Source organism: Tessaracoccus bendigoensis DSM 12906 (assembly GCF_900141915.1).
GTDB lineage: Bacteria > Actinomycetota > Actinomycetes > Propionibacteriales > Propionibacteriaceae > Arachnia > Arachnia bendigoensis.
The window spans coordinates 1-13981 of record NZ_FQZG01000043.1 but is presented as its reverse complement, the minus strand read 5'-3'; the positions used below and the strand labels follow the sequence as shown (position 1 = coordinate 13981).

Annotated in this window: 12 protein-coding genes and 1 pseudogene; 10 read left to right on the top strand and 3 right to left on the bottom strand. The window is 67.4% G+C overall.

The features are described from left to right. Positions 1-83 precede the first annotated feature (83 nt). Positions 84-437, bottom strand: a complete 354-nt coding sequence (locus BUC15_RS11780) for a DUF488 domain-containing protein (RefSeq protein ID WP_073188553.1) — start codon at positions 435-437, stop codon at positions 84-86. A gap of 59 nt (positions 438-496) precedes the next feature. Here BUC15_RS11780 and rpe point away from each other — a divergent pair, with 59 nt between their 5' ends. After that, a complete protein-coding gene (gene rpe, locus BUC15_RS11775; RefSeq protein ID WP_073188509.1) occupies positions 497-1150 on the top strand; it encodes a ribulose-phosphate 3-epimerase in 654 nt (217 codons plus the stop codon). 54 nt (positions 1151-1204) lie between these two features. Here rpe and BUC15_RS11770 read toward each other — a convergent pair whose 3' ends face one another. Beyond that, positions 1205-2053: a proteasome assembly chaperone family protein gene (locus tag BUC15_RS11770; RefSeq protein WP_073188507.1), complete on the bottom strand. Its 849-nt coding sequence runs from the start codon at positions 2051-2053 to the stop codon at positions 1205-1207. A 35-nt stretch (positions 2054-2088) separates the two neighbouring features. Here BUC15_RS11770 and metH point away from each other — a divergent pair, with 35 nt between their 5' ends. Further along, a complete protein-coding gene (metH, locus tag BUC15_RS11765; RefSeq protein WP_073188505.1) occupies positions 2089-5571 on the top strand; it encodes a methionine synthase in 3483 nt (1160 codons plus the stop codon). Beyond that, a pseudogene (locus tag BUC15_RS21270) lies at positions 5561-7155 on the top strand (HAD-IA family hydrolase). The gene metH and the pseudogene BUC15_RS21270 overlap by 11 nt, the downstream one beginning before the upstream one ends. Positions 7156-7240: 85 nt before the next feature. Here the strand turns inward: BUC15_RS21270 and BUC15_RS11755 are convergent. Further along, positions 7241-7591, bottom strand: a complete 351-nt coding sequence (locus BUC15_RS11755) for a DUF3054 domain-containing protein (protein ID WP_073188502.1) — start codon at positions 7589-7591, stop codon at positions 7241-7243. A gap of 63 nt (positions 7592-7654) precedes the next feature. Here BUC15_RS11755 and prcB point away from each other — a divergent pair, with 63 nt between their 5' ends. The 7 genes from prcB to BUC15_RS11720 all read left to right on the top strand — a co-directional run bounded on the left by prcB (position 7655) and on the right by BUC15_RS11720 (position 13594). After that, the gene (gene prcB / locus BUC15_RS11750; RefSeq protein WP_084189548.1) at positions 7655-8449 is read left to right on the top strand and encodes a proteasome subunit beta; all 795 of its coding nucleotides are present in this window, start codon (positions 7655-7657) and stop codon (positions 8447-8449) included. Between the two features lie 2 nt (positions 8450-8451). Continuing rightward, the gene (gene prcA, locus BUC15_RS11745; protein WP_245787966.1) at positions 8452-9099 is read left to right on the top strand and encodes a proteasome subunit alpha; all 648 of its coding nucleotides are present in this window, start codon (positions 8452-8454) and stop codon (positions 9097-9099) included. Beyond that, positions 9080-10159: a prephenate dehydrogenase gene (locus BUC15_RS11740; RefSeq protein ID WP_073188498.1), complete on the top strand. Its 1080-nt coding sequence runs from the start codon at positions 9080-9082 to the stop codon at positions 10157-10159. The genes prcA and BUC15_RS11740 overlap by 20 nt, the downstream gene beginning before the upstream one ends. Next, entirely contained in the window at positions 10156-10815 is a 660-nt protein-coding gene (cmk, locus tag BUC15_RS11735; protein ID WP_073188496.1) for a (d)CMP kinase, read from the top strand. The genes BUC15_RS11740 and cmk overlap by 4 nt, the downstream gene beginning before the upstream one ends. A gap of 212 nt (positions 10816-11027) precedes the next feature. Further along, positions 11028-11609 carry a sugar O-acetyltransferase gene (locus tag BUC15_RS11730; RefSeq protein ID WP_073188494.1) on the top strand — a complete coding sequence of 194 codons (582 nt, stop codon included), beginning with the start codon at positions 11028-11030 and terminating at the stop codon, positions 11607-11609. Next, complete coding sequence (locus BUC15_RS11725; protein ID WP_073188492.1) at positions 11609-12208, top strand: TetR/AcrR family transcriptional regulator; 600 nt, start codon at positions 11609-11611, stop codon at positions 12206-12208. The genes BUC15_RS11730 and BUC15_RS11725 overlap by 1 nt, the downstream gene beginning before the upstream one ends. 147 nt (positions 12209-12355) lie before the next feature. Continuing rightward, the gene (locus BUC15_RS11720; protein ID WP_073188490.1) at positions 12356-13594 is read left to right on the top strand and encodes an MFS transporter; all 1239 of its coding nucleotides are present in this window, start codon (positions 12356-12358) and stop codon (positions 13592-13594) included. Positions 13595-13981 lie beyond the last annotated feature (387 nt).

Sequence of the window (13981 nt, the reverse complement as noted above, 5' to 3'; positions counted from 1 at the left end):
CATCGTGAATCAGATCGTCGCGCCCGGCTCGATCAAGTGACTCAAGAAGGCGCCGTTCGACCGCTACGACAGGAGTAGCCGCCTCAGCCGCCCAACAGCTCCTCAAGGTAGGTGGCCAACACCGTCGCGTTGTTCTTCGGGTAGCGTGCCGCGAACAGCAGCGTGACCTTCTCTTGGCCCTTCACCTTCGCAAGCAGGGATTCGGCCGCGCCCGAGTCATCAAGCTCTGCCCGGTATCGGCGGACGAACTCGTCGAAGGAGGCCGGGTCGTGGTGCCACCACTGCCGCAACTCCGTCGACGGCGCGACATCCTTGTCCCACAGGTCAAGGTCGGCCCGCTCCTTGCTCAAGCCTCGTGGCCACAGCCGGTCGACGAGGACCCGGAGGCCGTCGCTATCCTCTGGAGGGTCATAGACGTGTCTGGTTCCGATTTCCATGGTCATCACCTCTTACCCAAGAGCTTACGCAACTACCCGCCTTGGATAGGGTTTAGTCCATGCGAATAACGCCGAGCATCCTCAACGCCGACTTTGCCCACCTGGCCGACGAGGTCGCCCGCATCCCCGGCGCCGACGCCATCCACGTCGACGTGATGGACAACCATTTCGTGCCGAACCTGACCCTCGGGCTCCCGGTGGTCGAATCGCTGCGCAAGGCCACCGTCAAGATGCTCGACATCCACCTGATGATCGAGGATCCGGACCGTTGGGCCCCGGCCTACGCCGAGGCGGGTGCCGAGTCGGTGACCTTCCATGTCGAGGCGGCGAAGGCGCCGATCCGGCTTGCCAGGGAACTGCGTTCAGCGGGGGCGCGCGCGGCTATCGCGCTGAAGCCCGCGACCCCCGTCGACCCCTTCGCCGACCTGCTGGACGAGGTCGACATGGTGCTACTCATGACGGTCGAGCCCGGCTTCGGGGGGCAGAAGTTCCTCGACCTGGTGCTCCCCAAGATCCGACGCACGCGCCAACTACTGGGCGATCGACCGATCTGGCTGCAGGTCGACGGGGGAGTCAGTGCCGAGACGATCGGACGCTGCGCCGAGGCTGGTGCGGACACGTTCGTCGCCGGTTCCGCGGTCTACAACGCTGCCGACCCAGACGAGATGGTCGCGCAATTGCGCGACCTCGCCGTTGCCGCCTGCCGTCACTGAGTCAGCTGAGTCAGCGGGCCCGTTGGTTTCCAGGGCGGTGGACTGTCGTGCCCATCAGGCAGTGGAGCGACCATCGTCGCCCCGGCGTCGCAGGAACTTCTCCAACTCGGCCGCGATCGTGTCTCCGGTGGCGCCTTCGACCTCTTCCGCGTCGCGCGCCTCCTCCAGTTGTTCGATGTACTCGGCGATTTCCGGGTCCTGTTGACTCAACTGGTCGACCGCCTCGCTCCACTTGACGGCCTCTTCGGGAATCTCCGCGTGGTCGAGGCTGATCCGCAACACGGCCTCAAGTTCGGTCAGCAGCGCCTCCTGCGCCTTCGGGTTCGGCGGCGTCGAAACATAGTGGGGGACCGACACCCAGAGTGATGCGCTGGGGATCTGCTCGTGCAGGAGCAACTGGCCGGCCACGCCCAGCATCCCGGTGGGGCCGGTGTAGTCGTTGTCCCCAACAGAGAACCGCTCACCGATCTGGGGGTCGGCCGAATAGACGCCGACCGGCAGCGGGCGGCTGTGTGGGGCGTCGCTCAGCATGGCCCCGAGGAACAACACGATCTCGGGATCGATTTGGACCAGTGCCCTGATCAGCTCCAATGAGAACGTCCGCCACAGCAGGTTGGGTTCGGGGCCGAGCACCGTGACGATGTCGCGCTCGGGGTGGTGGACCACGCGCATCCTGATCGCCGGCCACTCGATCCACGGGCCGTCGGCCTCCCGGTGCAGCATCGGGCGGGTTTGCTGGAAGTCCCAATAGCGCTCGTCGTCCATGACGCCGAGATCAGTGCCGGGATAGCTGCCGTTCAGGTGACGCAGCAGGTCGCTCGCCGCGTTGCCGGCGTCGTTCCAACCGGAAAACGCGACGGCGATGGCGGGATTGCGTAGGTCATCCATGCTCGCGAACTGCATTCGTTCACCCTACCCGGTGCGGGTACCCTTGCCGCGTGCCAAACTCACTGACTGACCTCCTGAACCGCCGCGTCCTCGTCGCCGACGGGGCGATGGGAACCATGCTGCAGTCCTTCGGCGAGTTGTCCATCGAAGATGACTTCCTCGGGCTGGAAGGCTGCAACGAGATTCTCAATGTGACAAGGCCAGATGTGGTGGCCGCCGTGCACAGGGCCTACTTCGAGGCCGGTTCTGACGCCGTCGAAACCAATACGTTCGGCACGAACCTGGCGGCGCTCGGGGAGTACGACATCGTCGACCGGTTGGAGGAGCTCGCGGAGGCCGGGGCCCGCGTTGCGCGCACCGTCGCCGACGAGTTCGCTACTGACGAACATCCCCGGTTCGTGCTCGGCTCCATGGGCCCGGGTACCAAGCTGCCGACGCTGGGACACATCGGGTTCGCCGCCGTCCGTGACGCCTACCAGGCCCAGGTCGAGGCCATGATCCGTGGCGGTATCGACGCCGTCCAGATCGAGACCTGCCAGGACCTGTTGCAGGCCAAGGCCGCGGTCATCGCGGCGAAACGCGCCCGCGAGAAGGCGGGCGTCGAGCTGCCGATCATGGTCAACGTCACGGTCGAGACCACCGGGACGATGTTGCTGGGCTCCGAGATCGGCGCGGCGCTGACCACGCTCCAAGCGCTCGGCATCGACTGCATCGGCCTCAACTGCGCCACCGGCCCGGCGGAGATGAGCGAGCATCTGCGCCATCTCGCGCGTCGCGCAGGCATCGCCGTCGGCGCCATGCCCAACGCCGGGCTCCCGGAACTGACCGCCGACGGTGCCCGCTACCCGCTAAGCCCGGAAGGACTGGCCGACGCGCTCGGCCAGTACCTGGGCGAGTTCGGGCTCGCTGTGATCGGTGGCTGCTGCGGCACCACACCGGAGCACATCCGGCTGCTGGCCGAGCGGTTCAGCGGGCAGGAGGTCGTCGCACGCGAGGTCGAGGACGAGCGGGCCTCGTCCAGCCTCTACATCGAGGTGCCGTTCGAACAGGACGCCAGCTACCTCAGCATCGGTGAGCGGACCAACGCCAACGGTTCAAAGGCGTTCCGGGACTCGATGCTGGCGGGGAACTGGGATGAATGCGTCGACATCGCCAAGGCCCAGGCCCGCGACGGTGCGCACATCCTCGACCTGTGCATCGACTACGTAGGTCGTGACGGCGCCGCCGACATGTCGGAGCTCGCGTTCCGGCTCTCGACCGCGGTGACGCTGCCGATCGTCCTCGATTCGACCGAGCCGCACGTGCTGTTGGCCGGCCTCGAGCGGCTGGCGGGCCGCAGCATCATCAACTCCGTCAACTATGAGGACGGCGACGGCCCCGAATCCCGCTTCGCGAAGGTGATGCCCCTGGTCAAGGAGCACGGCGCCGCCGTCGTCGCGCTGACGATCGACGAGGAGGGCCAGGCCCGCACCGCCGAATGGAAGGTGCGCGTCGCCTCCCGGCTGGTGGACGACCTGGTCGGGAATTGGGGCATGGACGTCGGCGACATCCTGGTCGACTGCCTCACCTTCCCGATCGCCACCGGCCAGGAGGAGACCAGGCGCGACGGCCTCGAGACCATTGAAGCGATCCGCGAACTCAAGCGCCGCTACCCCGGGGTGCGCACCACGCTCGGCGTCAGCAACGTCTCATTCGGCCTGAACCCGGCCGCCCGCATCGTGCTGAACTCGGTGTTCCTGCACGAGTGCGTCCAGGTCGGCCTCGACTCGGCGATCGTGCACAGCGCCAAGATCCTCCCGATGGACCGCATCCCGGAAGAGCAGCGGAAGGTCGCCCTCGATCTGGTCTACGACCGCCGCGACGGCGACTACGACCCGCTCGTGAGGTACCTGGAGCTGTTCGAGGGGGTCACCGCGGCCTCCGCCAAAGCCACGCGTGCCGCGGAACTGGCCGCGCTTCCGCTGGCCGAGAGGCTTCGCCGTCGCATCATCGACGGTGAAGGCAAGGGCCTTGATGCGGACCTCGAAGAGGCTCTGAAAACCAAGGCGGCCCTCGAGATCATCAACGAGGACCTCCTGGCAGGCATGAAGACCGTGGGCGAGCTGTTCGGCTCCGGCCAGATGCAGCTCCCGTTCGTGCTGCAGTCCGCAGAGGTGATGAAGACGGCCGTCGCGTACCTGGAACCCCATATGGAGAAGGCGGAAGGCGACTCCGGCAAGGGCACGCTGGTGCTGGCCACCGTCCGCGGAGACGTACACGACATCGGGAAGAACCTGGTCGACATCATCGTCAGCAACAACGGCTACACGGTGATCAACATCGGCATCAAGCAGCCGATCAACGCCATCGTCGAGGCCGCGGAGGCGCACAAGGCCGACGCCATCGGGATGTCGGGGCTGCTGGTGAAGTCGACCCTGGTGATGAAGGACAACCTGGTCGAGCTGAACCGGCTCGGGCTGGCCGACAAGTACCCCGTCATGCTCGGTGGAGCGGCGTTGACCAGGGCCTACGTCGAGCACGACCTCGGCGACCTGTTCGAGGGGGAGGTGCGCTACGCCAAGGACGCGTTCGAGGGGCTCGCGCTGATGGATGCCGTCATGGCGGTCAAGCAGGGCCTGCCCGGCGCGAAGCTGCCGGAGCCGAAGAAGCGCCGCTACCCCAAGGTGGAGGTCGTCGACGAGGTCGACCAGGACTCGCTGCCCCGCTCCGACGTCCAACGCCGGGTCGAGGTGCCGACCCCGCCGTTCTGGGGGTCGCGGGTGGTCAAGGGCATCGCGCTGGCCGAGATCGTCGAGTGGCTCGACCACCGGGCCACCTTCATGGGCCGCTGGGGCATGCGGGCGATCAAGGGCGGCCCCAGCTACGAGGAGCTCGTGAAGACCGAGGCGCTGCCGCGGCTGCGGATGTGGCTCGACCGGATCAAGACCGAGCAGATCGGCGGTTTCGCCGTCGTGCACGGCTACTGGCCCGCCTACAGCGAAGGTCGCGACCTGGTGATCGGCGATCCCGACGACTGGACCAGGGAACTGACCCGTTTCACGTTCCCGCGGCAGCGTCGCGACCGGCACCTGTCGATCCCCGACTTCTTCCGCGACCGGGCCGAGGCCGAGGAGCTCGGGCCCGACGTGTTCGCCTGCCAGGTCGTCACGATGGGCTCCGAGGTGGCCGGCGCAACGCAGAAGCTGTTCGAGGCCAATGCCTACCGCGACTACCTCGAGTTGCACGGCCTGTCTGTGCAGCTGACCGAGGCGTTGGCGGAGTTCTGGCACCACCGAACCCGATTGGAGCTCGGGTTCGGCGCCCAGGAGGGCACCGTCTCGGAGGCCATCCGAGACCAGGCCTACCGCGGTTCGCGCTACTCGTTCGGCTACCCGGCCTGTCCGGACCTCGAGGACCGCGTCAAGCTGATGGGCCTGCTTGAACCGGGGCGGATCGGGGTCGAGTTGAGCGAGGAACTCCAGTTGCACCCCGAGCAGTCCACCGACGCGTTCATCCTGCACCACCCCGAAGCGAAGTACTTCAATGCGGGCTAGGCCTGAGGCGGTCCTCTGGGACTTCGACGGTACCCTCGTCGACACCGAACCGATCTGGGCCCAGACCGAGGCGGAGATGCTCGCCGACCATGACGTCGTCTGGGGCGAGGACATGATGCGTTCGCTGATCGGGCAGAGCGCCGCCATCACCACGAGACAGATGGCCGAGGCGATCGGTCGGCCCGACCGGCATGAGGAGATCCACGACGAGTTGCACAGGCGGATCGCAGACCAGCTGCGTCGCGACGGGTTGCCGTTCCTGCCCGGTGCGCTCGAACTGCTCGAGGAAGCGGCAGATGACGGCGTTCCTGCCGCGGTGGTGACCGCGTCGAACGGGACGATCATGGCGGCCGCCGTCGACCTGCTGCCACCTGCGGTGCAGTTCGTCGTACACGGCGACGATGTCGCCAGGTCGAAGCCGCATCCCGACCCGTATCTGTTGGCGATGGAGAGGCTCGGCGTTTCTTCGGACGGCTCGATAGCGCTGGAGGATTCGGTGCCAGGGACCGCGTCGGCGCTTGCCGCGGGCGCATTCGTCTATGCTGTGCCGGTCCTCGCCCAACTCGAGTCCCACCCGAGGATGGTGATCTCCAGCGACGGGCTGGCGTCGACAACCTGGCCGGATCTGCTCGGGATCTGGCATGAAGCGAAGGGAAACCGGCGATGAACCTCTCCGGCGTGCACACCGGCAACCTGCAGGCAGGTGACCGCGTCACCCTCACCGACAGCAAGGGCAGGCGAAAGTCGGTGGTGCTGAAAGAGGGTGCCACCTGGCACACCACCAAGGGCGCCGTCAGCCACGACGACCTGATCGGTGGGCCCGAGGGTGTCACCGTCACCTCGGCCGGGGGCATGCAGTACCTGGCCTTCCGGCCGGTGCTGAACGAGTACATGGTCTCCATGCCGCGCGACGCCGCGGTCGTCTATCCGAAGGACGCCGCCCAGATCCTGATGTGGACCGACATCTTCCCGGGTGCCCGGGTGCTGGAGGCCGGCGTCGGTTCCGGGGCCCTGACGTTGGCGCTGCTGCGCGCCATCGGGCCGGACGGGGCACTGCATTCCTACGAGCGGCGCCAGCAGTTCGCCGACGTCGCCCGTGCCAACGTCGAGAACTTCCTCGGCGGGTCACATCCGGCGTGGACGTTGACGGTGGGCGACCTCGTCGAGTCGATCACGGACGAGCCCATCGACCGCGCGGTCCTCGACATGCTCGCGCCGTGGGAGTGCGTCGAAGCGGTTGGGGAACGGATGGTGCCCGGCGGGGTGCTGACGTGCTACGTCGCTACGGCCACCCAGCTCGGACGGGTCGCCGACACCCTGCGCGCGCACGGCGGGTTCACCGAACCTCTCGCCACCGAGACGACGGTGCGGGACTGGCACGCGGAGGGTCTGGCGATCAGGCCTGGCCATGGCACGTCGTCGCACACGGGCTTCCTGATCACGTCGCGACGGCTCGCGCAGGGCGTCTCGGCGCCGATGCGGAAGCGTCGCCCGGCACCGGGCGCCTACGGTGCCGACTACCAGGGCCCCCGCCCCGCCAACATCCCCGCCGAACTGGGTGGCGCGGGCGCTGGGGTTGGGTAGGCGTTGAGCACTATTTCGGGTTCGATGGCTGTTGGAACGTTAAAGTGGCCGTTTTCGGGCATCGAACCCCGGATAGTGCTCAAGGTCAGGCGCGACCCACGCCCACTCGCCGGGCGACCAGGCGCCAGCCGAGCAGCGTCACACCGAGAAACAGCGTTGCCACGACGATGAATGCGACGGCGGCCGTGTCGCCAGCCGCGACCCGGATCGCCATGCCGCCGATCAGCGTAACCAGCCAGACGATCAGGCCTGCCCGCCAGCCGAGGCCGTCGTCACCCAAGAAGAGCAGGACGACCCACGCCGCGACGCAGGCGACCAGGAACGGCCAGGCTGTCAGGAACGTGCCCGCCACCGACTCCCCGTGCGACGCCCGCCCCACTGCGGCGAAGACCACCACCAGAACCAGATCAACAACCAACCAACCGAATCGACGCATGGCCGGAGTCTAGCCAGGTCCGTCTGGCGTGGGCCTCAGTCGCTCGCCCATTAGGATGTTCGGGTGACCCACCTGCCTGACGACACCCCCTCCTTCGTGGAGTACCTGCGCAAGGTCGCGCCGGACACCCTACCGAGGGTGTCACCCGACGCGCTGCCCGCAGTACACGGCACCACCATCGTCGCCGCCCGCTACCGTGACGGGGTCGTGATGGCGGGCGACCGCCGCGCCACCATGGGCTCCGAGATCGCCATGCGCGACATCGAGAAGGTGTTCTCCGCCGACGAGCAGACGATCATCGGCGTAGCAGGGGTCGCAGGAATGGCGATCGAGTTGGTGCGACTCTTCCAGGTCGAGCTCGAGCACTTCGAAAAGGTGGAGGGCGTAGGCCTGAGCTTCGACGGCAAAGCCAACCGGCTCGGCGCGCTTATCCGCGGGAACCTGGCGCAGGCCCTCCAGGGGTTGGTCGTCCTGCCGCTGTTCATCGGCTGGGACCAGCGCGCCGAGCGCGGCCGCATCTTCACCTACGACGCGACCGGCGGACGCTACGAGGAACAGCAGTTCACCTCCGTCGGCTCCGGAGCGGCCTTCGCCCGCGGCGCGCTGAAGAAACTGCACGACCCGGAAGCCGACGAACGCGCTGCCGTCGCCGCGCTCCTCCAGTCGCTCTACGACGCCGCCGACGACGATTCGGCGACCTCCGGCCTCGACCTGACCCGCGGCATCTTCCCCCTCGTGATGCGGGCCTCCGCGGACGGCGTCGCGCGCTGGTCCGAGGACGGCGTCCGCGAGCTGGCCGAAACCATCGTCGCGGCCCGCTCAGGTCGACCCGACGGCCCGAGGGGGTACGCGCTGTGAGTATGAGCATGTATGTCAGCCCGGAGCAGCTGATGCTTGACCGGGCCGAGTTCGCCCGCAAGGGCATCGCCCGCGGCCGCGCCGTCGCCGTCCTGCGTTACGGCGGTGGTATCGCGATGGTGGCCGACAACCATTCGACGACGTTGAACAAGGTCTCAGAGATCTACGACCGGATCGGGTTTGCCGCAGTGGGTCGCTACAACGAGTTCGAGGCCTTGCGAATCGCGGGCATCCGGCACGCCGACCTGCGCGGCTACGCCTACGATCGGCGCGACGTCACCGGACGCAGCCTCGCCGGGGCGTACTCGCAGCAGTTGGGTGGCGTGTTCGCGTCGACCGAGAAGCCGTTCGAGGTGGAGCTGATCGTCGCGGAACTGGGCGACCTGCCCGCCGGTGACGTGCTCTACCGAATCGGCTACGACGGCGTCATCAGCGACGAGACAGACCTGGCGGTGATCGGTGGCGACGCCGAGCGGGTAACGGCCGAACTCCGCGAAGGGTTCGACCCAGCCGCTCCTTTGGGTGAGGCGATCGGGCGGGTGCGTCGGGCTTTGTCGTCGACCCACCTCGAGGCTGCCGTGCTCGAGCGGGGGACGGGGCGCCGTCGGGTGTTCCGCCGCCTGTCGCGTGATGAGGCGAACCTTGACTGAAAACGTACTGATCCTCGGTGCCGGGCTCGTCGGTTCGTCGCTCGGTCTGGCGCTGACCAGGGCAGGTTACGACGTCGTTTTATGGGACATCGCCGCCTCTCACGCACTTGTCGCGGCGGGCCTCGGGGCCGGTCGCGTCTCCGATGAGAGCACGGACAACCCCGACGTCGTCGTGGTCGCGACCCCGCCCGATGTGATCCCGGGACTGGTAGCCGAGGTGCTGGAGAAGTTCCCCGACGCCGTCATCACTGACGTGGGGTCGGTCAAGGCCCCCATCCTGCGTGCCATCGACCGGCTCGCGCCGGAGCACCGGCGCTACGTCGGGTCGCACCCGATGGCAGGCTCGCAGTTCACCGGCCCGCTGACGGCCTCGGGCGACCTGTTCCGCGATCGCACCTGGGTCGTCACGCCCGAACCTGAGAACGCCCCGGCCGATATCGCCGTCATCGAGAAGTTGGCCCGCGACGTTGGCGCCCGAGTCGTCACGATGCCCGCCGCAGAGCACGATGTGGCCGTCGCGCAGGTCAGCCACGTGCCGCACTTGATGAGCATCCTCACCGCTTCCCACTTACGCCAGGTCCCGCAGGACAACCTGCAACTTGCGGGGCAGGGCATCCGCGATGTCACCAGGATCGCCGGATCCGACCCGTCGATGTGGCGCCAGATCCTCACATCGAACGCCTCGGCGGTGCGCCACGAACTGCTTGAGGTCGCCCAGGACCTCGCGTTCCTGATTGACCAGCTCGAGCGGCCGGAGCAGTTGGAGAAGTTTCTGGGGATGGGGCAGGCCGGGGCGCTGTCGCTGGTCGGCAAGCACGGGCAGGACCCGATCGACGTGCTCGAGGTCACCGTCGAGATCCCCGACGAGCCGCGCGCCCTCGCCAGGTTGTTCACCGACATCGGCGAGGCGGGCTTCAACGTCGAGGACTTCGAGCTCACTCACGACCAGATCAGGCAGCTCGGCTACCTGTCGATCTCGGTGGAGCGTGAGGTCGCCGAGCAGTTGAGAGCCAACATTGTGGAGAGGGGCTGGCACGCATGGTCAGGGAGCAGGAAATGAACGGATCGTTGCTGTTCGCGATCGACGGGCCGAGCGGGTCGGGTAAGTCGACGGCGGCGAAGCTCCTGGCGAGGCGGCTCGGCCTTGGCTACCTGGACACCGGCGCGATGTACCGCGCCGCCACCTCCGAGTACCTGGCGCGGTTCCCCGACGGGGCGTCGCAAGAGGATGTCGCCCGGTTGGTCGAGGAGGCCGACCTGGTGTGCGAAACCTCACCGGAGACGCCCCGGTTCTCGATCAACGGGCGAGACGTGACCGAAGCGATCCGGGAGCCGAGGATCTCGGCGGCCGTCTCGGAGGTCGCGACGAACCACGAAGTGCGTCGCCTGCTGACCGGGCGGATGCGGGAATTGATCTCGGCCCACGACAGGCGCATCGTCGTTGAGGGGCGCGACATCACCACGGTCGTCGCGCCAGACGCCGACGTGCGGGTGCTGCTGGTCGCCGACCCGGACGCCCGCGTCGCGAGGCGCGCCGCCGAGGTCGAGGGCAGGGCGACCGAGGCGGAGGTGACCGATCAGGTGTTGCGCCGCGACCGGGACGACTCGACGGTGTCGAACTTCACGGACGCGGCCGAAGGTGTGACGGTGATCGACTCGACCTTTCTGACCCCCGATGAGGTGGTGGACGCGATCATCGAGTTGGTCGGCGACTGAGTCGTGCTGAGCGTTGGATGAACGGGGACGTCGACGGTTGAGCCGGGCCGTGAGCTTGCGAGCGGCCCGTGTCGAAACCAACGTGGCGTTCCCCGCAGACTCTCTCAAGAACCCGCGGTCAGGACCCTGGGCCGGGCGCAGGTTGGTTTCGACACCCCTCATTCATCCCTCACGAGGCGGCTCGACCGGCGCAGGTGCGTACAGTTGTCCGCATGGCAGACGACTACTTCGCAGGTGACCCGCGGACACAGCGTGAGCGGATGCTCGCCGGCGACCCATACCTGGCCGACGACCCTGACCTGGAGACGCGTATGGCACGTGCCGCCGCGCTGGCCGTCCGTTACCACCGTGAGAGCGTTGCCGGAGACGAGGGCGCCCGGCAGAGCCTCGCGGACCTCGTCGGGGAACTCGGCGAAGGAGTCACCGTCCGACCTCCACTGTTCGTCGACTATGGCGAGAACATCTCGATCGGGCCGCGTACCTTCATCAATTACAACCTGACGGCCCTCGATGTCGCGCCGATCCGGATCGGCGCAGACTGCCAGATCGGCCCGAACGTCCAGCTGCTGACGCCGCAGCACCCGCTCGAGCCCCAAGCCCGGCGCGACAAGCTCGAGTCCGCGAAACCCATCACGATCGGCGACAACGTCTGGCTCGGCGGCGGGGTGATCATCTGCCCTGGTGTGACGATCGGCGACGACTCGGTCGTCGGGGCCGGCGCCGTCGTGGTCCGCGACATCCCGCCCCGCTCGCTCGCGGTCGGTAACCCTGCGCGGGTCATCAGGTCGCTCTGATGGGAGACGACACCCAACCCGGGCGCGCGGGCACCCGCAGGCACGACCCGCAGCGGCGTGAGCGGATCGTGGCCGCCTGCCTCGACGTGATCGCCGAGTGTGGGGTAGCAGGGGTGACTCACCGGAAGGTTGCGGCGGCAGCCGACGTGCCCCTCGGATCGATGACCTATCACTTCTCCGGCATGGACGAGTTGCTGAGGGAGGCGTTCGAGGTCTTCTCAACGACGGTGGCAGAACGGTTCGAGAGCCGCCTCGCCGAGGCGGCCGACCTTGCCGAAGCTCGCACCGCGGTGGCCGCGATCATTTCGAACGACGTCTTCGGCTCGCAGCGTGACCTCGTTCTGACCCACGAGCTCTACACCCTGGCCGCACGCGATCCCGCCTACAGACAACTCACGAATGGCTGGATGCGTCGGAGCCGGACCGCTTTGGAGCGGCACTTCGACCCGATGACAGCCCGGCTTCTGGATGCCCTGATTGAGGGGCTGACCATCCACGAAGCTCTCGACACCGAACGGCGCGATCCCGACATCGTGGCAAAGGGGATCGAACGGCTCACCAAGTGGGAAGCGGCAGCGGGCAACGCGCCCACGGCGTGACCATCCCATGAGGCGATAGGTACAGATGTACACATCTGGGATATGCTGCTAACTGCTTCCCCCAAGGCTCGGCACGTGGCTGCGCACGAAGCGGAAGCACCCCATGCTCCCCGGCCAATCCGGCGACCCGAAAGGCATCACCCAGACGTGTACTCGATCCTGCTCGCGATCATCTACCTCGCCTTCATCAGCCTTGGGCTGCCGGATTCCCTTGTCGGATCCGGTTGGCCTGTCATGCACGCGGACCTCGGTGTGCCCGTAGCCTTCGCCGGCATCATCACCATGATCATCGCCGGCGGCACCATCGCCTCCAGCCTCGCCTCGGAGCGGCTGACTCGCCGGTTGGGGGCGGGCCTTGTGACCGCCGTCAGCGTCGGGCTTACCGCCCTCGCTCTCATCGGGTTCTCTGTCTCCGACGCGTTCTGGATGCTGTGCCTGTGGGCCATCCCCTACGGCGTGGGCGCCGGTGCGGTCGACGCGGCCCTCAACAACTATGTTGCCCTCCACTATGCCGCGCGCCACATGAACTGGCTGCACAGCTTCTGGGGGGTTGGTGCCTCCGTAAGCCCGTTCATCATGAGCTACGCCATCACGGCAGGGCTGGGCTGGACGTCTGCCTACCGGATCGTCGGCCTGATCCAGGCCGTCTTGACGTTCGTGCTCATCGTGAGCCTCCCCCTGTGGGGGAAGGCGGCGCCGGTCCGCACGTCCGAACAGAGCGATCGGGTCACTGAAGGCGAGGGGACTGGCGAAGCGAACGCCGCAGGAAGCGGGGGACACGTGCCTCTCGGGCAGGCCCTGCGCATCCGCGGCGTGGTCGCCATCCTGATTGCCTTCTTCGCGTACTGCGGGCTGGAGACCACATCGATCCTCTGGGCGTCGACCTATCTGGTCAACGGCCGCGGGGTCGATGTGGCCACGGCCGCCGCGTTTGCCTCACTCTTCGTGCTCGGGATCACCGGCGGTCGCTTCCTCGCCGGCTTCTTTGCCGACCGTGTCGGGGACAGACACCTGATCCGGGGTGGTTTCATCATGCTGGGGATCGGTGTCGCCCTGATCGCGCTGCCCGTGCCGACGCCGATTCCTGCGCTGGTTGGTCTCGTGATTGCAGGGCTTGGCTCCGCCCCGATCTATCCGGCGATCATCCACTCCACTCCGGTCAACTTCGGTCGCGACAACTCCCAGGCCATCATCGGAATCCAGATGGCCGCGGCCTATCTCGGCTCGACCTTGGCGCCGCCGCTGTTCGGTGTGATCTCGACCTGGACGGGACCTTGGGCGTTCCCCGTGTTCCTCGCCGCCCTCGTGGCGTTGGGCCTTTACTCCTCGGAGCACCTGTTCAGGCTTGTCGCGCGTGAGCGGACGGTCGGGTCTCCGGCTGGTTGAGCCGGTCCGCGCGTCGGTTGAGCCGGGCTTGCGCGTCGGTTGAGCCGGGCTTGCGCGTCGGTTGAGCCGGGCTTGCGGGTCGGTTGAGCCGGTCCCACCGCGCGGAGCGCCGGGGACCGTGTCGAAACGTCCATCGTGAGGTTTCGGCGGAGTCCTTCAAGATGTTGTGGTCGGGTGTCTGCGCCGTGTGCCAGGTGGTAACGACCACGCCTCGTTCGTTCCTCATGAGGCGGGCTCAACCGCCGGTTGGTTGAGCTGGGCTTGCGGGTCGGTTGAGCCGGTCCCACCGCGCGGAGCGCCGGGGACCGTGTCGAAACGTCCATCGTGAGGTTTCCGCGGAGTCCTTCAAGATGTTGTGGTCGGGTGTCTGCGCCGTGTGCCAGGTGG